This is a genomic window from Cryobacterium sp. PH31-O1, assembly GCF_030063455.1.
Lineage (GTDB): Bacteria > Actinomycetota > Actinomycetes > Actinomycetales > Microbacteriaceae > Cryobacterium.
In genome coordinates this window covers 155,027-174,404 of sequence record NZ_JASITB010000001.1, presented here as the reverse complement: position 1 = coordinate 174,404, position 19,378 = coordinate 155,027, and the positions used below count along the sequence as shown (strand labels likewise).

Here is a 19,378-nt window from a genome sequence, read left to right as displayed (position 1 = left end):
CTCGGCTCAGCGGGCATCGCGGGCGTCGTCTTCAGCCCATTTGGCGCTGTTCGCGCGCAGCTTCTCCAAGGCATGGGCTGCCTCATCGCGCGTGGCGAACGGCCCCACCCGATCCAGTGATGCCGACTGTAAGCCGTGCTCCACTTCACCGGTGCGCATGTTGTACCAGAATGCGTGTTCTTTGTCCTCGGCCATAAGCTTGATCCTATGCCTAAGGATTCAATCGGTCACCTCATCCCGGGAACGGTGTCATCGACCCGTTCCGTTCCCTCCCACATCGTTCGTCCCGAGTACGTGGGCAAGAAGGCGCCGAGCCCTTTCACCGGCTCTGACGTCTATTCGGCCGAGAAGATCGCGCTCATTCGTGAGTCCGGCCGCATCGCTGCCGGAGCCATTGCCGCCGTCGGCCGGGCCATTGTTCCCGGCGTCACGACCGAAGAACTCGACCAGGTCGGTCACGACTTTTTGGTGGCCAACGACGCCTACCCCTCGACCCTGGGGTACCGCGGCTACCCCAAATCGCTGTGCAGTTCGGTGAACGAGGTCATCTGTCACGGAATCCCCGACACCACGGTGCTTGAGAACGGCGACATCGTCAACATCGACATCACCGCCTTCAAAAACGGTGTGCACGGCGACACCAACGTCACGTTCATCGTCGGCGAAGCCAGCGCGGAGGTGACCTTGCTGGTCGATCGAACCAAGGAGGCCCTCGCCCGGGGCATCAAGGCCGTCGCCCCCGGGCGCCAGGTCAACGTGATCGGACGCACCATAGAGTCCTACGCCAAACGCTTTAATTACGGCGTCATCCGCGACTACACCGGCCACGGCGTCGGCGAGGCGTTCCACTCCGGACTCATCATCCCGCACTACGACGCGCCGCAGTACGACACGGTCATGGAGGTCGGAATGGTTTTCACCATCGAGCCGATGCTGACACTCGGTACCAGCGACTGGGATATTTGGAGCGATGACTGGACGGTGCTCACCCGCGACCGCAGTATCACCGCACAGTTCGAGCACACCCTCGTCGTGACCGAGCGCGGCGCCGAGATCCTGACCCTCCCCTGACGGGCTCCTTCGAACGGCTCGGCTTCGGCATCACAGAGAGAGAATAGGCACATGACTGCAACGACGGCAATCGGTATCGACATCGGTGGTACCGGAATCAAAGGGGCGGTGGTCGACCTCACGACCGGCGCTCTCCTCTCCGACCGGGTAAAGCTGCCCACGCCGAAGGGCGGTCGACCGCAGGACATTATCGAGGCCACCCGCACCCTGCTCGCCACCGTCTCGAAAGACGTCGACGGCCTGCCAGTCGGCGTCTGCTTTCCGGCCGTCGTGAAGAGCGGGCACACCATGTCGGCAGCGAACGTGTCGTCGAAGTGGATCGGACTTGCCGCCGAGGCGTTGTTCGAAAAGGGACTCGGACTTCCGATCCACTTCGTCAACGACGCGGATGCTGCCGGTTACGCCGAATCCCAATTCGGTGCTGCCCAGGGCGTCGGCGGCGTCGTCCTGCTGACCACACTCGGCACCGGCATCGGTTCGGCGCTGCTCAACGACGGTGTGCTCGTGCCCAACACGGAACTGGGCCACCTGCAGATCGACGGCCACGACTACGAGACCCGCGCGGCCTACTCGGCGAAGGAACGTGAGAATCTCAGCTGGGACAAGTGGGCTGCCCGGCTGCAGAAGTATTACTCGACTCTGGAGCTGCTCTTCTCCCCCGACCTGTTCATCGTCGGCGGCGGGGTCTCCAAACACCACGAAAGCTTTCTACCCCTGCTCAACCTGAAGACGCGCATCATTCCCGCTGTGCACCGCAATAACGCCGGAATCCTTGGCGCGGCAGCGTTGGCTGCAAGGTTTTCCAGCTAGCGGCGTGCGGGGAACGCCCCGCGAGTGTCCGGTGTAACACCATGACCTGCCGAGCATGAGGGGTGGAATGGGCCGGCTAGTACGCCGGGTTCTGTTCGGGTGTTTACACACCGTCGACGGCCATCTATCTCGTGACTACGTTACCGCAGCCCTCTAGCGGCCTACCCGAAAGCTCGGCGAGCAGCCTCAACGCTTTCTGTCTGACCTTGCTCCGGACGAGGTTTACCGAGCCGACCAGGTCACCCTGGCCTCTGGTGGTCTCTTACACCACCGTTTCACCCTTACCACCAGGCTCAACCCGAAGGCCGGGCGCTGGTGGCGGTCTACTTTCTGTGGCACTGTCTCGCGGGTTACCCCGGGTGGGTGTTACCCACCATCCTGCTCTGTGGAGCCCGGACGTTCCTCGGCAGTCGTATGATCCGAAGACCACACGACTGACGCGACCGTCTTGCCGACCCATTCCGAAGATCAAGCCTACAGGGCGTGCGGCGGGGCGTTGAACCCTGGTCAGATTCCGGACTCGTCGGTGCGCACCAGCACGGCGCCACAGTCGGGGCAGAAGATGACCTCATCGGCCGGCGCCTGGCGGGCATCGGCGAGGTCGCTTCCAGTCAGTGTCATCGTGCATCCGCTGCAGGTTCGGGCCCGAAGCAGCGCCGCCGCGTTGCCGTGACCGGTGATCCGGAGGCGCTCGTACAGTGCCGCGAGGTCATCGGGGATGATGGCGGCCACCGTGGCACGGTCCCTGGTCAGTTCACCGAGTTGGCGGGTGAGGTCAACGAGCACCTCATCGCGCGCTGACTCGGTAGCGCTCACGCGCTCCGCGATGGCGTCGCGTTCCTGCTGCACCACGGCAACGGCGGCCTCGTGCTCTTCCTGACGCTCCAGGACGGCGATTTCGATCTCTTCCAGGTCGAAGAGACGCTTCTTGAGCGAGGCGATTTCTGAGTCCAGGGCCTGGATGTCCTTGATTGATGAGGTGTGCTGCAGGCGGTCGGTGTCGCGTGCGATGCGCTTCTCCACGACCTCAACGTCGCTCTCAATGCGTCCTAGTTCGGTGCGCACGTCGTCGAGTTCGCCCGATCGACCGAGCAGTTTCATGCGGCTGGCTTCAGCCTCATGATTGAGCGCTGCGAGCTCGCTGTGTTGCACAAGTGACTTTGACTGGTGGCTGAGCTGAAGAACCTTGATGTCCAGGGCCTGAAGCCGCAGAAGTTCCTTCTGCTCGAGTGGTGATGCCTTCACGATGTCCTGACCTAACGCTAAAGATGAGATGTGGTGCGGAAAAATGGGGTGACTCGGAGATTAGTGCACAACGGCGAAAGACCACGGATCGGAGTTCAGCTCACTGACCGTGACGAGCATGCCCGGCAGGGCTTTACGCAGTTGCGCGGCCGCCGGTTCCAGCCAGAGCCATTCACTCGCCCAGTGCGATACGTCCATGAGAGCGGGGCCACCGGCACAGAGCGCCTGCTCGCGGGCCTCAGAGGCCGGGTGGTGGCGCAGGTCGGAGGTGATGTAGACATCCGCTGCCAGAACCTTGGGCTGTCGTAACAGCGAATCCCCAGCGCCGCCACAGAGCGCGACGGTGGTGATCGGGGTGGAATATTCACCAGCGACCCGAACCCCCGAGGCCGTGGCCGGCAGCAGTGCCAGCAGAACGTGCGACAGGTGTCCGAGGGTCGTCGGGCGCGGGAGTCGACCGACCCGGCCGATACCCGTGCCGTGCAGCGCGTTGTCCGAAATGGGGGTCGTATCGACCAGCCCGAGCCGGGTGGCGATGACATCGGAAACTCCGTCGGCGACGACGTCAGCATTCGTGTGGGCTGACAGCAAAGCACAGTCGGCGCGGATCAGCCGACTGAGCAGTGCACCCTTGTAGCGGTCTTCGGCGATACTCGTGACACCGCGAAGCAAGAGCGGATGATGTGTCAGGAGAAGGTCGGATTTGGTGGCGATAGCCTCATCGACGGTGGCGGCGACGGCATCGACAGCCAAGTGGATGCTGCGCACGGGTCGTGACGGATCACCGCTGACCAGGCCAGGGGCATCCCAGTCCTGCGCTCCGTCGAGGGGCCACAGGGTGTGGGCGATGCGGGTAACGTCGGCGACCGAGAATGACACTCGTTCAGCTTACCGGGAGACCGAGGGTGGAGCTTCGCCGGACACGACGCAACCCGATGCGCCGTGCCCGCCGAAAATTGGGTCAGTAGTCGAAATCGTCGAACTGCGCGGCAGCCGACTCCTCACGAGTCCACGCGGCGGGAATCATCGCCCCCGTCTGGGCCTTGCGGTGCAAAAAATCTGTCGTCTCCGGTTCGACCAGTTCCGCTGTCAAACTCTCGCTCGTCACGCTGACCAGCTGGCTCGCTGATCCGATCAAAAACTGGGCGCGTAGCAGATGCCCATCGTCGCCCATCACCGGAATGTCCACGACGTCCACTTGGCGTCGGTTGCTAAGTGCCTCGGCATAGAGCAACACCGCATCAGCGAGGTCGCTGCCGGTTATTACTGAACCGCCCGGGTGAAATATGCGTTTCATGATCGCCCCTCGATAGCTCGGAATATTCACGTGCTACCAGGGTCCGGGGTTGCAATAGTCAGTATAGGCCCGGTCCACCCTAAGACGATGGAATCTCGGCTATCTCGCATGTGATCCTCCCGGTCTACGAGCGGGCTGAACACGACGTGTTAGAGGGTGAGCGCGCGATTCACGATGCGTTCGGCGACTTCGGCCAGCGGAAGTCCATTGTTTCTGGCATATTCACGAATTTTGTCGAAGGCATCGCCCATGTGCACGCCGTGGGTATAGGCAACCACGCCCTTGGCCTGCTCGATCAGTACCCGGCTGCTGAGCGCGTGCTGGAGCTGCTGGCGAACAATGTCACTCTCGCGGATGGCGCGTTCCTGCAGGATTCCGATGGTCGCGACGTCGGCCAAGGCCTGCACCGTGTTGGTGTCCCCCGTGCTCAGGCCGCCGGTGCGATCCCAGAACAGATTGAGGGAGCCGATCGTCGTGGCGCGCAGTCTCAGCGGGACTGCATGCATGGACGCGAAGCCCTGGGCGAGAGCACCAGCCCGAAACTTCGGCCATTTGTCACCGGTAACTTCAATGTCGGGAATGGCCACCGCCAGGCCCGTTGTAAAACTCTCCACGCAGGGGCCGCTTCCAGCGCGAAGCTGAAGGATCTCGACGAGGCGGCTGCGTTCATTGGTCGAAGCCACAACTTCTAATTCCCCGTCGCCCGCCGACAGGATAATGCCCGCCGCCGAAGCCTCCAGCAGGGCGGCACATTTCTCCACCAGAGTGTGCAGCAGATCGACGACATCGTAGTCGGCGACGAGAGTATCGGCCAGGGTAACGAAGGTCTCGACGAGTTGACCTTCCCGGGTTTTTGTCACCATAATTCCATCCTAAGACTCAAGCATCGACGAAAAATCCAGTCGTCGTGTCACTACATCCGCGGCGACTTCCCGAACCGTTCGTCCGTGAGAAAACGCGTGGCCGTGAATAATCAGGAGCGCATCGGCCGCGGAAAGATTTAGCTGGGCCAGAACCATTCCGGTCGCCTGGTGCACGATGCGTCTTGAATATCCTTCATTATCTTCCAGATTCGTCTTCAATGTTCGAGACGCGAGCGATCGGCGCAAAACCTGTCCTGCGGCGATCTGGGCGAGCGTTTCGGCGTCGACGATTTGGCCGGTAGTCAGTGTTTGCGAGCTTTGGGAGAAGAGCGCTATCGCACCGATGTCGAGTGACCCCATGGTCAGTGGGAACGCGTAGACGGCCCGCACGTCGATGTGCCGTGCTGCTTTCTGAAGCGCTGGCCAGGGTGCATGCCGCACCGAACGGAGATCATCGATCAGTACGGGACGCCGGGTCGTCATGGCGTCCCAGCATGGCCCTTCACCGAGGTCGAACTGAAGCTCATCAAAGGTGGCGGCCAGGGACGTGCTGGCGCAAATGGTCTCTGATCCGAACGGGGCGCCCAGTGTGCAGACACTGGCGGCGTCGATTGGCAGCACGCGAACGAACGGCTCGCACATGCTCGTGCGGCGTTCGCAGGACGCGGTCAGGTCGTCGACGGCGGCGCCGAACCCACGGCGATCAGTCATCGCCGACCAAGACGAATCGACCGTGTTCGTGCCGGTGCTGATGACCGCATCGTTCCGTCATACGACCTCACGATCACGTCACGGGGAGAGAAACGCCGATCGTTTCACCCTGCCCGCACACCAGAAAACTCGTTGCCTGCCCGAAGGTAGTCACGAATGATGTTTGTGGGCCCTACCGGGCTCGAACCGATGACATCCACGGTGTAAACGTGGCGCTCTACCAACTGAGCTAAAGGCCCCGACGACGACAGCAGTCGCGGGTCTGTTTAGTATAGGTCAGAGTCGACGCGCGATTGACGACCCACCTCGATCAGAGAACCGGTGCGAGCTGCCCGAGTGCCGCGCGGTAGGAGTCAATCGAGCGAGCTTCGCCGGGAGCGGTGATGAAACTGGCACGGATGATGCCGCTTCGGTCGATGAGGAAGGTCGCCCGATTCGCGAATCCCTTTTCTTCGAGGAAGACGCCATATTCCTTTGCGACGGCTCCGTGGGGCCAAAAATCAGCGACCAGGTCGAAGGTGTATTTTTCCTGCTCGCCGAAGGCACGCAGGGCATGTCGGGAATCGACCGAAATGCCAATCAGCTCCACGCCGCCGTCCTCGAACAGTGCGAGGTTGTCGCGCAACTCACACAGCTCGCCGCTGCAGATCCCCGAGAATGCCAGGGGAAAGAAGACGAGCGCCACCGACTTCGTGCCCCGGTACTGGCTGAGCTGAACGCTTTGGCCGAATTGGTTGATGAGTTTGAAATCGGGTGCCTGGGTGTCGTTTTCGAGAGCCATGAATGCTCCTTTCCTGGTGCGCCGTCAGCGCACGGATTGGCCGGTGACACACTCTAGCCCGGCAATGTGCGCGCAGTCACAGTACTGGTCGGTATTTCGGGTCGTCGGCACCCCCGTGCGCGGACAACGGGCGAAATCTGTAGGCTTACGTGGTGCCGCTGGTTGCAATCCAACCTGCTCTTTTATGGCACGTGCCCCCGTGGCGTCGCAACTGTCACCACGGAGCATCATCGCTGCACAAACCCCAAGGAGAGGTCGACTGTGACGGTCAACGACCAGGACCCGTACTCGACGAACAACGCCGACTCCGATCCGGAGGAAACGGCGGAGTGGTCGCAATCCCTCGATTCGCTCGTCGCCGAACACGGCCACGAACGCGGACGCGAGATCATGCTCAGCCTGTTGAAGCGTTCGAAAGAGCTGCATCTGGGCGTTCCCATGGTTCCCACGACGGATTACATCAACACCATTGCCACGGAGAACGAACCTGATTTTCCGGGCGACGAAGATATCGAGCGTCGTTACCGCGCCTGGATCCGCTGGAACGCTGCCGTTCTGGTGCACCGTGCCCAGCGACCCGGGATCGCCGTCGGCGGGCACATCGCGACCTATGCATCATCCGCTGCCCTATACGAGGTCGGTTTCAACCACTTCTTCCGCGGCCAGGACCACCCAGGCGGCGGAGACCAGATCTTCATCCAGGGCCACGCCTCCCCCGGCACCTACGCGCGTGCCTTCCTTGAGGGCCGGTTGACCGAGAATCAGCTCGACGGATTCCGCCAGGAGAAGTCGCACGCCCCCGACGGCATCTCGTCGTACCCGCACCCGCGGTTGATGCCGGAGTTTTGGCAGTTCCCCACGGTCTCCATGGGACTCGGCCCGATCAACGCCATCTACCAAGCGCAGCTGAACCGCTATCTGACCAACCGGGGCATCAAGGATGCCAGCGACCAGCAGGTGTGGGCGTTCCTCGGCGACGGCGAGATGGACGAGGTGGAAAGCCGCGGCCAGTTGCAGGTGGCCGCCAACGAGGGCCTCGACAACCTCAACTTCGTGATCAACTGCAACCTGCAGCGCCTCGACGGCCCGGTGCGCGGTAACGGCAAGATCATCCAGGAGCTGGAAAGCTTCTTCCGCGGTGCCGGCTGGAACGTCATCAAGGTGGTCTGGGGCCGCGAGTGGGACAACCTGCTCAAGAACGACGTCGACGGCGCCCTGATCAACCTGATGAATGTCACTCCCGACGGCGACTATCAGACCTATAAAGCCGAGAGCGGCGCCTACGTGCGCGAAAACTTCTTCGGTCGCGACCCTCGGGCGCTCAAGCTCGTCGAACACCTCAGCGACGATGAGGTCTGGAACCTCAAGCGCGGCGGCCACGACTACCGCAAGGTATACGCGGCCTTCAAGGCCGCGTCCGAGCACCAGGGGCAGCCCACCGTCATTCTGGCGAAGACGATCAAGGGGTACGGCCTCGGTCCGAGCTTCGAGGGCCGCAACGCGACCCACCAGATGAAAAAGATGACTCTCGACAACCTCAAGTCCTTCCGAGACAGCATGCACGTTCCGATCACGGATGCCCAGCTCGAGGAAAACCCGTATCTGCCGCCGTACTACACCCCCGGCGACAAAGACGAAGCCATTGAGTACATGCACGAGCGCCGCCGTGCGCTCGGCGGCTACCTGCCCGAGCGTCGCACCACACACGCCAAGCTCAACCTGCCAGGCGACGAGACGTACAAGGTGGCCAGGAAGGGATCCGGAACGCAGGAAATCGCTACAACGATGTCTTTCGTGCGGCTCCTCAAGGAGCTCGTGCGGGCCAAAGACTTTGGAAACCGCATAGTTCCGATCATCCCCGACGAGGCACGAACCTTCGGTATCGACGCGTTCTTCCCCACCGCCAAGATTTACAACCCCAACGGCCAGCACTACACGTCCGTTGACCACGCCCAGCTGCTCTCATACAAGGAGAGCCCTCAGGGTCAGATCCTGCACGTTGGCATCAATGAGGCCGGCGCTGCCGCAGCATTCACCAACGTCGGCACCTCGTATGCCACCCAGGGTGAACCGCTCATTCCGGTGTACGTCTTCTACTCCATGTTCGGATTCCAGCGCACGGGCGACGCCCTCTGGGCAGCCGGCGACATGATGGCCCGCGGGTTCATCATTGGCGCCACGGCCGGTCGCACGACGTTGACCGGAGAAGGTCTGCAGCACGCCGACGGGCACTCGCCGTTGCTGGCGTCGACCAACCCGGCCGTGGTCTCCTACGACCCCGCCTACGGCTACGAGATCGGCCACATCGTGCGCGCCGGCCTCGAGCGCATGTATGGCGGCGCCCACACCGACCCGAACGTCATGTACTACATCACGGTATACAACGAGCCGGCCGTGCAGCCGGTTGAGCCCGCCGAAGTTGACGTGGACGGCATCCTGCGCGGTATTCACCGGATAAGTGCGTCCACAGTGAGCGGTCCGAAGGCGCAGTTGCTCGCCTCCGGGGTTGCGGTGCCGTGGGCACTGGAGGCCCAGCAGTTGCTCGCCGATGACTGGGGCGTCGCGGCGGACGTCTGGTCGGTCACCTCATGGACCGAACTGCGCCGCGACGGCCTGGCCGCTGAGGAACACAACTTCCTCAACCCCGACGACGAGCCGCGCATCCCATACGTCACTGCGAAGCTCGAAGGAGCCGCCGGCCCGTTCGTGGCCGTATCAGACTTTATGCACGCCGTGCCCGACCAGATTCGGCAGTTCGTTCCGAGCGAGTTCGCAACGCTCGGCGCCGACAGCTTCGGCTTCTCGGACACCCGTCCGGCCGCGCGTCGGTTCTTCAAGATCGATGGTCCGTCCATGGTCGTGCGCACCCTCGAGCTGCTCGCCCGCCGCGGCGAGGTGGACCGCAGCCTGGCAGGGCAGGCGATCGCCAAATATCGCCTGCACGACGTGAGCGCGGGCACCACCGGCTCTGCCGGGGGCGAGAGCTAAGAAACCGTGGCACCGGCGCCCAAGACTAAAGAGCAGACTCTCAACTGGCTGCGCACCATCTCCGGTGAGTTGTCGACCCAGACGCTCAAACGACTCGAAGACACGCTGTCCTGGTATGGCGATATGCCACCAGGACGGCGGTCCGCCGTGGGCCTGGTGGCACAGGCCGGAATCACGAGCTTCATCTCGTGGTTCGACGATCCGCGGTCAACCCCGTGGATCGCCGCGGACGTCTTCGGCGCCGCCCCGCGCGAGCTGCTGCGCTCAGTGAGCCTGCAGCAGACGCTGCAGCTTATTCGTGTGACCGTTGAGGTCGTCGAGGAGCGCGTCAAAGACGGCGGTGAAGCCCTGCGTGAAGCGATTCTGCTCTACTCGCGTGAGATCGCCTTCGGTGCAGCGGATGTCTACGCTCGCGCCGCCGAGGCGCGCGGTCTCTGGGACGCGCGGTTGGAAGCTCTCGTCGTCGACTCCATTCTCAGTGGGGAATATGACGACGAGTTGCCCAGTCGGATCGCCGCCCTCGGTTGGCACGGGCACGGTGAAGTCTGCGTGCTGGTCGGCACAACGCCGCAGATGCTCGACGTCGACCAGTTGCGCCGTGCCGCCCGCCACATGGCCGCCGACGTACTCATCGGCGTGCAGGGTAACCGCCTTGTACTCGTGATCGGTCGAGCCCGCCCGGCGCCGGAAGACAGCGAAGATGTGGGCACGGCTGCGGCGTTGACCTTCATGGAGATTGCCATGCAGCTTGAGCCGATCTTCGGCCCAGGGCATCTGGTTCTCGGTCATGAAGTGCCCAACCTCGTAGACGCGTCGAAGAGTGCCAAGGCCGCGCTGGCAGGTTTCGCCGTTGCCCGGTCGTGGCGGAATGCGCCCCGGCCGGTTCAGGCCGACGACCTGCTCCCTGAACGGGCCCTGGCCGGTGATCCGCTCGCCCGGGCCACGCTCATCCATCGTATTTATCGGCCGCTGCAGGCGCACTCCACCGAGCTGCTCACCACGCTGTGGTGCTACCTCGACAACGGCCGCTCGCTCGAGGCGACCGCGCGCGAACTGTTCGTCCATCCCAACACCGTGCGCTATCGCCTCAAACGCGTCTCTGAGGTCATCGGCTATGATGCCACCGGAGCGCGCGAGGCACTCATCCTGCAGTCCGCGTTGATCATCGGCTCGATCAGCGATCACGACGGTTCATCTCGCCGTCGCTGATTTGGCTCGCGAAACGCCGTCGATGTGCGACTACCGACAAAGCTTTCTTGGATACTTAGTGCGATCTGCACATTCATTCGCGCCATCAGATTGGAAGACTAACTAAGTGATCGTTGTCGTCTGCCCTGGCCAGGGCTCCCAAACTCCCGGATTCCTCGAACCCTGGCTGGCCCTGCCCGCCTTCAGCGCCGGCCTGCGGCAGATCTCCACCGACCTCGACCTGGACCTGGTCACCCACGGCACGATCAGTGACGCCGATACCATTCGCGACACGGCGATCGCCCAGCCCCTCATCGTGGCGGCCGGCATCCTCACCCTCGAAGCGCTGCTCACGCCGGAACGCCGTGACCGCATCGCCGGGATCGCCGGGCATTCGGTGGGTGAGTTGACCGCCGCTGCCGGGGCTGGCATATTGAACACCGCCGACGCGGTGCGATTCGTGCGCGAGCGCGGTCTTGCCATGCAGGCTGCCGCCGCCCTCGTGCCCACCGGAATGAGCGCCGTGATCGGCGCCGACGAGACCGAGCTCCTGGCCCGAATTGACGAGCTCGCACTGGAACCGGCCAATTTTAACGGCAGTGGTCAAATCGTTGTCGCCGGAGCCCTCGACGCCCTCTCCGTACTGGCCGCGACTCCCCCGCCCCGGGCCCGGGTGATTCCGTTGCAAGTCGCCGGTGCCTTCCACACCCGGTACATGCAGCCGGCCGTCGAACGGATGACCGTGGTCGCCGGCTCGCTGCGCCCCACCGATCCGACCCTTCCCATCTGGACTAACCGCGACGGCAGCCAGGTGAGCGACGGCATCCGTTTTGTGGACCTGCTCGTCGGTCAGGTGTCGTCGCCGGTACGGTGGGACAGGTGCATGGAGGCTTTCGCCACGGCGGGAGTCACTGGAATCATCGAGGTCGCGCCCGCTGGCGCCCTCGTCGGCCTCGCGAAACGAGGCCTCAAAGGCGTCCCCAGCGTCGCCATCAAGACCCCGGACGACCTGCCCGCCGCCTGGGCCATGATCGACCAGCAGTCCTGAATTCGATGAGAGAGACAATGCCAAAGCCCACACTTCAGCAGTCCCACGGACCGCAGTACACCCGCATCCTGTCCGTGGGTGCTGCCCGCGGTGAAAACCTCGTCCCCAACGCTGACCTCATCGAGGCGATCGATTCGTCGGACGAGTGGATTCAGCAACGCACCGGAATCATCACGCGTGCCCGCTCCGGCCAGGACGTCGGCGCCGTCGACCTCGCAACGGATGCCGCACGCGAAGCCATCGACAAGAGCGGCATCGAACCCGCCCTGATCGACGCCGTGATCGTCGCCACCATCAGCAATGGCCGTCAAACCCCGTCCATCGCTGCCGTTGTGGCCGACCGCGTCGGCACCAACCCGGCCGCTGCCTACGACATCAACGCGGCCTGCGCCGGATACGCCTACGCCATCGCCCAGGCGGATGCCCTGATTCGCACCGGTGCCGCGCATTATGCGCTCGTGATCGGCGCCGAGAAGCTCTCCGAACTCGTCGACCCCGCCGACCGCAGCATCTCGTTTCTGCTCGGCGACGGTGCCGGCGCCGTCGTCATCGGCCCGAGCGACTACCCCGGCATCTCCACCACGGTCTGGGGCTCCGACGGGTCCAAAGCCGAAACGATCCAGATGGACCACACGCTGCAGGAATATCGTCGTGGAGAGACCGCCTGGCCTACCCTCCGCCAGGAAGGTCCCGCCGTCTTCCGCTGGGCTGTCTGGGACATGGCCAAGGTGGCCAAGAAAGCCCTCGAAGTCGCGGGCATCGAAAGCTCCGACCTCGCCGCGTTCATTCCGCACCAGGCCAACATGCGCATCATCGATGAGTTCGCCAAACAGCTCAAGCTGCCCGAATCCGTTGTCATCGCCCGCGACGTTGCCACCACCGGCAACACCTCGTCGGCCTCTATTCCGCTTGCCACCCACCGCCTGCTCGCGGAACACCCCGAGCTCAGCGGCGGACTCGCCCTGCAGATCGGCTTTGGCGCCGGACTCGTGTTCGGCGCGCAGGTCGTTGTGCTGCCCTAACCTACCCACCCCCTAAACTAGGTCTCGGTCAACCGAGACACCCTCAAGGAGAAATAACATGGCATTGTCCACCGAAGAAGTTCTGACCGGCCTGGCCGAGCTCATCAACGACGAGACCGGAATCGCAACCGACACGGTTGAGCTGGGCAAGTCGTTCACCGACGACTTGGACATCGACTCCATCTCGATGATGACGATTGTCGTCAACGCAGAAGAGAAGTTCGACGTGAAGATCCCCGACGAAGAGGTCAAGAACCTCAAGACCGTCGGCGATGCCGTCGAGTTCATCGTGAAGGCACAGGACTAGGCCCAGGCCTGAACCAGGTCGGCCGGAAATCGGCCGACCTGTTCATTGGGCTGGTGCCGAACGCACCGGCCCACACGTTTGTCGTCCCATGGAGAGTTGACTTATGACCAAGAAAATCGTTATCACCGGTATCGGTGCCACTACGCCACTGGGTGGTACGGCGGTCGACACCTGGACGGCCCTCCTGGCCGGCGAATCGGGCGCCACGACCCTCGAGCAAGCCTGGGTCGCTGAAACGGCGATCCCCGTAACTTTCGCCGCACAGGCCCGCGTCAAAACCGTTGATGTGTTGCAACGATTTGAGGTCAAGCGACTCGACCCGTCCAGCCAGTTCGCCCTGATCGCCGGGCGTGAAGCCTGGGCCGATGCCGGCTCACCCGCGGTCGAGCCAGAGCGCCTCGCCGTTGACTGGGCGACCGGAATCGGCGGAGTGTGGACCCTGCTGGACGCGTGGGACACCCTGCGCGAACGCGGCCCGCGCCGCGTGCTGCCGATGACCGTGCCGATGCTCATGCCGAACGGCCCGGGAGCGGCCATCGGAATGGACCTGCACGCGCGTGCAGGCATCACCACCGTGGTCTCCGCGTGCGCGTCGAGCACCGAAGCACTCATCAATGCTTACAACCGCCTGCAGGCCGGACTGGCCGACGTCGTCATCGCCGGCGGGTCAGAGGCCGCGATTCATCCGCTGCCGATCGCTTCCTTCGCGGCGATGCACGCACTGTCGACGCGCAACGACGACCCGGCCACCGCGAGCCGACCGTACGACGTGACCCGGGACGGTTTTGTTCTTGGTGAGGGCGCCGCCGCCCTCGTCATTGAAACGGAAGAGCACGCCAAGGCTCGTGGGGCCCACATCTACGCTGAGCTGCTCGGCGGCGTCGTCAACAGCGATGCCTACCACGTGACCGCGCCGGACCCTGAAGGATCTGCCGCCGCCCGCGCGATGGTCTCGACCGTTGAGAACGCCGGCGGAACCCTTAAGGATGTGTCCCACATCAACGTGCACGCCACGAGCACCCCGGTCGGCGACATCGCCGAATACAACGCCCTCAAGCGCGTCTTCGGAGACCTGCTCGACGGTATTCCGGTGTCGGCGACGAAAGCGTCGACCGGCCACTTGCTCGGTGGCGCCGGCGCCCTCGAAGCGTTCTTCACGGTGAAAGCTCTCGCTGAGCGCACCGCGCCGCCGACGATCAACCTCACCTCGCAGGATCCGGAAATCCCGCTCGACGTGGTCACCACGCCCCGTGCGCTTCCGGCCGGCGACCTGCTTGCCCTCAGCAACTCTTTCGGGTTCGGCGGCCACAACGCCGTCGTGGCATTCCGCTCAGTCTGATCCCCGCTCTAAGAGGGGTCAGCTCACGAAACGGAATAAATACCACGCTAAGAGTTTCCGGGCCTGTGCAGGGGGCGGAGTTTTCCGGTGAGAATGCCCATCTCGATGTCAGTAATCGGCGGAATCTGCTCATCCTGATGTCACTAATCTGCTCATCTCGATGTCAGTAGGCTGCGCGCTCGTCCCAGTAGTGATCGTTGATCACCGTGGTGATCTGGTGGTCGGCAGAAGGAGTCGATGATGGGCGGACAGGACTCGGGGGCGCGGGATCGGTTTCCGCGTGAGGCGGCGGTGCGGCGGCTGATGGCCTTGGATGGTGAAGGCCGGCTGACGACGGAGGACGTGCTGCTGGCGGCGGAGGGGCTGGCCGTGTCGCAGCGGACCGTGTGGCGGTGGATCGAGCGGGCCCGAAGCAGCGATGACCTCAACCAGGCAACACGCGACCATTTCATGGTCACGGATCTGCTGCGTGAACGGCTCGCGTTCTGGCGTGGCAACATCTGCGCTGTGCACCGCGAGCTCGTTGAGGCGGCCACGAGCGCGGGGACTGCGGCGGTGAGCCGGCAGACCCTGCAGCGGGCCGTGGAACGGGACATCCTGCGGGGAGATAGGGCGGGCTTGCGCCACGGTGAACGTGCCCGGCGTGCGCATGACGTATTCCTGCAACGTCCGCGAATGCACCGCAATGAGACGTGGGAGTCCGATCACGTTGAGGCTCCCGTTGAGGTCGACGTCGAGGGCCGGCTGGTCAAACCATGGGTGACATGGTTCGTCGACGTTGGCACGAACGCGGTGTGCGGCACGGCCATCACACCGGGGGCGCCGTCCAGGGAGAGTATCTTGGCGGCGTTGCGCGCAGCGATCACCCTCGAGGTGCCGTACGGGCCGCCAGGTGGGCTACCCGAAAGAGTGCGGATAGACCGGGGGAAGGATTTCCTCTCCGACACTGTGCGCAGCGTCCTGGCAGGTTTCGCCGTGAGGGTCGTGCCTCTGCCTGCGTATACACCGCACTTGAAAGGCACGGTGGAGACGGTGAATGGGGCGTCCGTGCAGATGTTTTTCGCGGGCCTGCCCCGCTATACCGGCGCACAGAAGTTAGCCAATGGCAGATCGATCGATCCGGATGCGCCGGCGTTGACATTCGAGGCGTTCGTCGCCGAGTTGCTGGGCTGGGTGCGGTGGTGGAACACCGAGCACCAGATGCCTGTTCTGGAAGGCATGACACCGCTGCAGGCGTGGCTGGATGACCCAACTCCGCTGAACACGGTGCCGGCCGGCGACCTGCGGCTGCTCACCCTGGAGGACGATGGGCGCACCCGAAAGATCACCACGAAGGGTGTCTCGTGGCGGGCGCGCCAGTACGTCGCCGCGTGGATGACCGGGCAGGTCAGCCGCCAGGTGCGGCTGCGACATATGCCCCACCACGAGCACGAGCACGAGGTCGAGGTGTTCGACGCCAGCACCGGGGAGCACCTGGGTGCCGCGACGCTCGCTGATATGGCCAGCAGTGAGCAGATTGGTGAGCTGCGCCGCTCCCGCGAGGCTCGCCGCCGGCAATTGCAGGCAGACCTGCGCGCGGCGGAGAAAGCCCGCCGGATCCGGTATGCCGCGGCGACCACCGCGGCGCCCCCGCAACCGATCAGCGCAGTCACCGTCGCGCAGGCGACGGCCGAGCTGTCCGACGCCGATGATCAGCAGCTGCAGGCTGCAGCCCGGCCCCTGTTGGTGCCGTTACGTCCGCCAGCGCCGGGCTGGGTCTTGCCCCGTTCCCCGCGCGAGAAGACCACCCGTGCCTTGGGTGAAGACATCGGCGGGGGCCAAGGCCGGTGATTGCGTCGGCGGACATCGACGAGCGAGACGATCACTATCTCGGCTTGGCAGGGGCGAATGTGGTGGCGACCGAGGCCCTGCTGATGCTGCAGGACAACCTGGTCGACGTCATGGCAGCCAAAGCGATGATGTGTGTGCACGGTGACGCCGGGTTGGGGAAGACGCTGTCGGTCAACACGTCACTGCGGGCACTGGCGCCAGCCGACGTGTGCCGGGTGCAGTTCCGGGCTCGGCCCACCCCACGCGACATCCGCCACGTCCTGTTCGAGGCCCTCGGGGTCAGCGGAACCCCACCATCACGCCCGATCGAGTTCGATGCCCTCCTCAAAGACGTCTTGTCTGAACGGTTCCGCGTGTTGGTGTGCGATGAAGCTCAGTGGCTCTCACGGGAGTGCTTTGAGCTGTGGCGGCACCTGTGGGACGACCGGCGCACCGACATCGCGATCGTCTTTGTCGGTGGCGGCGACTGCTACCAGGTGTTGCGCCGAGAACCGATGCTCTCCAGCCGCGTCTACGTCTGGCAGGAGTTTCGGCGCCTGACCCGCGAGCAGGTCGTGGCCGTGATCCCGGCCTACCACCGGGTCTGGGCCGACGCCGACCCGGAGGACATCGTCTACACCGACGTCCACGCCGGACACGGCAACTTCCGGGCCTGGTCGAAGATCACCGCCCACCTGGTGACCGCGCTGGACCGCCTCGAACGTGAGCGTCCCGACCGGGAGGTCCTGCAATGGGTCTTCAGCCGACTGGGCGGCAGCGGTGGGTGAGCATGCCACCCGCCCGGATACACCGGCGCCGGTTCGGGTCCTGATGGACCCCACGGACGACGTCCGCGTGACGGTGAGCCTACTGGAGCACCACGACCCGGCCCGCGGACGGATCGTGGTGCATCCCACGCCCGCAACCTCGAGCCCCACGGCGTTCGTTTACGACGTGCTGGTCGCCCTGGCCCGGCCGGTGACCCGGCTTCAGGCTGAACATCTGACCGGGGAAGTACGCCCCTGGCAAGCCGTGGCCGCATGGATGGTCACCGATCAGGTCACCGACCTGATCGTGCTTCGCGCCGATCGACTCTCGGACGGCACCTGGAATCACCTGGTCGGGCTGTGCCAACACACCGGCACCCGCCTGATGTTGGTCTGCCACACCCGGCAGGTCCCGGAATCCCTAGGCGCCGTCCTGACCGGAATTGAGCACCACGTACTCACAGACTTGGCACAGGCCCTCGCCCCGCACGAGCCAGCCCACCCACCCCTGATCAGCTCGGAACCGCAGTCTGACCGCCCAGACACCGACCACCTGCCGGACCTACCCGCGGCCGGCGTTGCGCACTTCCGTGCCGAGGCCTACCGGCAGCTCGACGCTGCGGACTTCGCACGGGTCGATGCCGCCTACCAGCACGGGCACCAGACAGCCTGCGACTGGTTAAGCCGCCCCGCACCCGCGGAGACCTGGACTGGCACGGAGCACGTGCAGCTGTTCCTCACCGGGCTGGTGAATGACAGCCCTACCCGTGCTCACACCCTGGCCCGGCTACGCGGTGCCCAGGCCGGGTTCTGGGAACACGGGCTACTGCTGGGCATTCCCCCAGCTCGCGACCTCATGGACGTCCTGAGCGGGCCGGGACTGAATACTGTGCCGTTCAGCCAAGACATCCTGCAACGGATCCGTACGGGCGTGGCCCACCCCATGGTCGCCGCAGGCATGGCCACCTCACTATTCACCGGCATATCGCCGCAGGTGATGAGCTACGCAACACTGGCCCACCAGCGCCCAGACCTCGCTGCTCTGCGGCTGGCATGGCGGCCCCAGATCACCAAAAAGGCGCCAAACCTGATCACCCAGACGGCGCCGACCGTTTCGACCTGGGCTATCTTCCACGTGCCGGTCGCGGCGCGCCCGTTGCTCCGTGCCGCCGCCGCCTTCGCCATGCAGCAGCACCCCGCCACCGCCCGTCAACGGCTATTCGAACCGCCCGCGGCGACAAACAAGCGGATCCAAGCAGCGGCAGACCACTGTCAGATCGCGCTGCCTACTCAACCACCCACGCTCGAGGCCACCTGGCAAATCAGAATCACCTGCACCCAGATCGACGCCCCACCCGTTCATACCGCTGCTTCGCTGCCAGCAGGACAACCACCAACATCACGGGTCCTCGGCCAACCCAGCCGGCCAGCATCGACCCGCCGCGACCACGCCAAGCCAGCGGCAAACGACCATTGGCACGGGCGACGCCCACTGACCGAGGACACCGCCGCTAGCGTCCTCCACCTGCTCCACGACCACCTGAGCGCCATCCCGCCCTGCGATCGACATAAAAGCCCCACGGGGCGCAGCTGGCTACTCATCCGCCGCCAGCTCGCCTGCTATCCCCGCGACCCAGACGGGAACCTCACCGCCCTGGCACCCCACCCCGATGTCTTATATGCCCTGAGGCTCACCGATCGCCCAGCCCAAAACGTCCCCGAACGGACGCTCGTGAGACATGAAGATCATTAGACCGCTCCCGTAGCAGCTCCCATCCTGGTCGCAAGCGCCTACGAGGTCACTGACAGTCAAATGAGCAATTTACTGACATTGAGATGAGCATTCTCACGAAGTCGTCTGCACAAATGTTCATACTCGCCTGCACGGCTCGCTCCTGTCCTGTCCCATCTAGCTGAGGCATCAGGGGTTTTGTCTCGGCGTGTCGCCTGACAGTTAAGGCACTTGGCACCTCAGGGATTTTATAGTGGGCGCCTGGGACGCGCTATGGCGGCGCTGGACGTTCGACCCCGGCGCCGGGATTTAGCTGGCTCCTTGTGAGCTTCAGGGAGCAGTTCTCTGCTGCCCCCACGAGCGGCCGCTTGGACGAATGCTGGATGCTTCCATTCGAGGA

Annotated in this window: 18 protein-coding genes, 1 tRNA gene and 1 other RNA gene; 11 read left to right on the top strand and 9 right to left on the bottom strand. The window is 64.1% G+C overall.

Features of this window, described 5'->3' with window-relative positions; genetic code table 11:
• Positions 1 to 6: 6 nt before the first annotated feature.
• On the bottom strand, positions 7 to 195 hold the full coding sequence (locus tag QMK31_RS00855) for an SPOR domain-containing protein (RefSeq protein ID WP_283499075.1): 189 nt from the start codon (positions 193 to 195) through the stop codon (positions 7 to 9).
• A 12-nt stretch (positions 196 to 207) separates the two neighbouring features.
• Here QMK31_RS00855 and map point away from each other — a divergent pair, with 12 nt between their 5' ends.
• Entirely contained in the window at positions 208 to 1,071 is an 864-nt protein-coding gene (gene map / locus QMK31_RS00850) for a type I methionyl aminopeptidase (RefSeq protein WP_283499074.1), read from the top strand.
• Positions 1,072 to 1,122: 51 nt separating this feature from the next.
• The gene (gene ppgK, locus QMK31_RS00845) at positions 1,123 to 1,881 is read left to right on the top strand and encodes a polyphosphate--glucose phosphotransferase (RefSeq protein WP_283499073.1); all 759 of its coding nucleotides are present in this window, start codon (positions 1,123 to 1,125) and stop codon (positions 1,879 to 1,881) included.
• A 64-nt stretch (positions 1,882 to 1,945) separates the two neighbouring features.
• On the opposite strand, the gene rnpB is transcribed toward ppgK, so the two are convergent.
• From rnpB to QMK31_RS00805, 8 genes are all read right to left on the bottom strand, one after another.
• Positions 1,946 to 2,340: RNase P RNA component class A (gene rnpB, locus QMK31_RS00840), an RNA gene on the bottom strand.
• Between the two features lie 48 nt (positions 2,341 to 2,388).
• Positions 2,389 to 3,126 (bottom strand): zinc ribbon domain-containing protein, encoded by a 738-nt coding sequence (locus QMK31_RS00835; protein ID WP_283499072.1) that lies wholly within the window; start codon positions 3,124 to 3,126, stop codon positions 2,389 to 2,391.
• A gap of 60 nt (positions 3,127 to 3,186) precedes the next feature.
• The gene (locus tag QMK31_RS00830) at positions 3,187 to 4,005 is read right to left on the bottom strand and encodes a Nif3-like dinuclear metal center hexameric protein (RefSeq protein ID WP_283499071.1); all 819 of its coding nucleotides are present in this window, start codon (positions 4,003 to 4,005) and stop codon (positions 3,187 to 3,189) included.
• A gap of 82 nt (positions 4,006 to 4,087) precedes the next feature.
• On the bottom strand, positions 4,088 to 4,423 hold the full coding sequence (locus QMK31_RS00825; RefSeq protein WP_283499070.1) for a hypothetical protein: 336 nt from the start codon (positions 4,421 to 4,423) through the stop codon (positions 4,088 to 4,090).
• Positions 4,424 to 4,572: 149 nt separating this feature from the next.
• Positions 4,573 to 5,286, bottom strand: coding sequence for a GAF and ANTAR domain-containing protein (locus tag QMK31_RS00820; protein WP_283499069.1), 714 nt, complete (start codon positions 5,284 to 5,286; stop codon positions 4,573 to 4,575).
• A 9-nt stretch (positions 5,287 to 5,295) separates the two neighbouring features.
• Positions 5,296 to 5,907, bottom strand: a complete 612-nt coding sequence (locus QMK31_RS00815; RefSeq protein WP_283499068.1) for a GAF and ANTAR domain-containing protein — start codon at positions 5,905 to 5,907, stop codon at positions 5,296 to 5,298.
• Between the two features lie 256 nt (positions 5,908 to 6,163).
• A tRNA-Val gene (locus QMK31_RS00810) sits at positions 6,164 to 6,236 on the bottom strand.
• A 71-nt stretch (positions 6,237 to 6,307) separates the two neighbouring features.
• Positions 6,308 to 6,778, bottom strand: a complete 471-nt coding sequence (locus QMK31_RS00805) for a peroxiredoxin (RefSeq protein WP_283499067.1) — start codon at positions 6,776 to 6,778, stop codon at positions 6,308 to 6,310.
• Positions 6,779 to 7,039: 261 nt separating this feature from the next.
• On the opposite strand from QMK31_RS00805, the gene aceE reads away from it, so the two are divergent.
• From aceE to QMK31_RS00760, 9 genes are all read left to right on the top strand, one after another.
• A complete protein-coding gene (gene aceE, locus QMK31_RS00800; protein ID WP_283499066.1) occupies positions 7,040 to 9,766 on the top strand; it encodes a pyruvate dehydrogenase (acetyl-transferring), homodimeric type in 2,727 nt (908 codons plus the stop codon).
• Between the two features lie 6 nt (positions 9,767 to 9,772).
• The gene (locus tag QMK31_RS00795) at positions 9,773 to 10,975 is read left to right on the top strand and encodes a PucR family transcriptional regulator (protein WP_283499065.1); all 1,203 of its coding nucleotides are present in this window, start codon (positions 9,773 to 9,775) and stop codon (positions 10,973 to 10,975) included.
• A 106-nt stretch (positions 10,976 to 11,081) separates the two neighbouring features.
• Complete coding sequence (locus QMK31_RS00790; protein WP_283499064.1) at positions 11,082 to 12,002, top strand: ACP S-malonyltransferase; 921 nt, start codon at positions 11,082 to 11,084, stop codon at positions 12,000 to 12,002.
• 17 nt (positions 12,003 to 12,019) lie between these two features.
• On the top strand, positions 12,020 to 13,024 hold the full coding sequence (locus QMK31_RS00785) for a beta-ketoacyl-ACP synthase III (protein ID WP_283499063.1): 1,005 nt from the start codon (positions 12,020 to 12,022) through the stop codon (positions 13,022 to 13,024).
• A gap of 58 nt (positions 13,025 to 13,082) precedes the next feature.
• A complete protein-coding gene (locus tag QMK31_RS00780) occupies positions 13,083 to 13,331 on the top strand; it encodes an acyl carrier protein (RefSeq protein ID WP_092108059.1) in 249 nt (82 codons plus the stop codon).
• Positions 13,332 to 13,434: 103 nt separating this feature from the next.
• On the top strand, positions 13,435 to 14,670 hold the full coding sequence (locus QMK31_RS00775; protein ID WP_283499062.1) for a beta-ketoacyl-[acyl-carrier-protein] synthase family protein: 1,236 nt from the start codon (positions 13,435 to 13,437) through the stop codon (positions 14,668 to 14,670).
• Between the two features lie 291 nt (positions 14,671 to 14,961).
• Positions 14,962 to 16,500, top strand: a complete 1,539-nt coding sequence (locus QMK31_RS00770) for an integrase catalytic domain-containing protein (protein WP_283499786.1) — start codon at positions 14,962 to 14,964, stop codon at positions 16,498 to 16,500.
• The gene (locus tag QMK31_RS00765; RefSeq protein WP_283499061.1) at positions 16,497 to 17,267 is read left to right on the top strand and encodes an AAA family ATPase; all 771 of its coding nucleotides are present in this window, start codon (positions 16,497 to 16,499) and stop codon (positions 17,265 to 17,267) included. Before QMK31_RS00770 ends, QMK31_RS00765 begins: the two co-directional genes overlap by 4 nt.
• Positions 17,268 to 17,334: 67 nt before the next feature.
• On the top strand, positions 17,335 to 18,999 hold the full coding sequence (locus tag QMK31_RS00760; RefSeq protein ID WP_283499060.1) for a hypothetical protein: 1,665 nt from the start codon (positions 17,335 to 17,337) through the stop codon (positions 18,997 to 18,999).
• Positions 19,000 to 19,378: the final 379 nt, after the last annotated feature.

Bases quoted from the DNA above. Each gene is read 5' to 3' on its own strand.
- QMK31_RS00855 (WP_283499075.1), bottom strand. From the start codon at position 195: ATGGCCGAGGACAAAGAACACGCATTCTGGTACAACATGCGCACCGGT.
- map (WP_283499074.1), top strand. From the start codon at position 208: ATGCCTAAGGATTCAATCGGTCACCTCATCCCGGGAACGGTGTCATCG.
- ppgK (WP_283499073.1), top strand. From the start codon at position 1,123: ATGACTGCAACGACGGCAATCGGTATCGACATCGGTGGTACCGGAATC.
- QMK31_RS00825 (WP_283499070.1), bottom strand. From the start codon at position 4,423: ATGAAACGCATATTTCACCCGGGCGGTTCAGTAATAACCGGCAGCGAC.
- QMK31_RS00820 (WP_283499069.1), bottom strand. From the start codon at position 5,286: ATGGTGACAAAAACCCGGGAAGGTCAACTCGTCGAGACCTTCGTTACC.
- QMK31_RS00805 (WP_283499067.1), bottom strand. From the start codon at position 6,778: ATGGCTCTCGAAAACGACACCCAGGCACCCGATTTCAAACTCATCAAC.
- QMK31_RS00785 (WP_283499063.1), top strand. From the start codon at position 12,020: ATGCCAAAGCCCACACTTCAGCAGTCCCACGGACCGCAGTACACCCGC.
- QMK31_RS00780 (WP_092108059.1), top strand. From the start codon at position 13,083: ATGGCATTGTCCACCGAAGAAGTTCTGACCGGCCTGGCCGAGCTCATC.
- QMK31_RS00775 (WP_283499062.1), top strand. From the start codon at position 13,435: ATGACCAAGAAAATCGTTATCACCGGTATCGGTGCCACTACGCCACTG.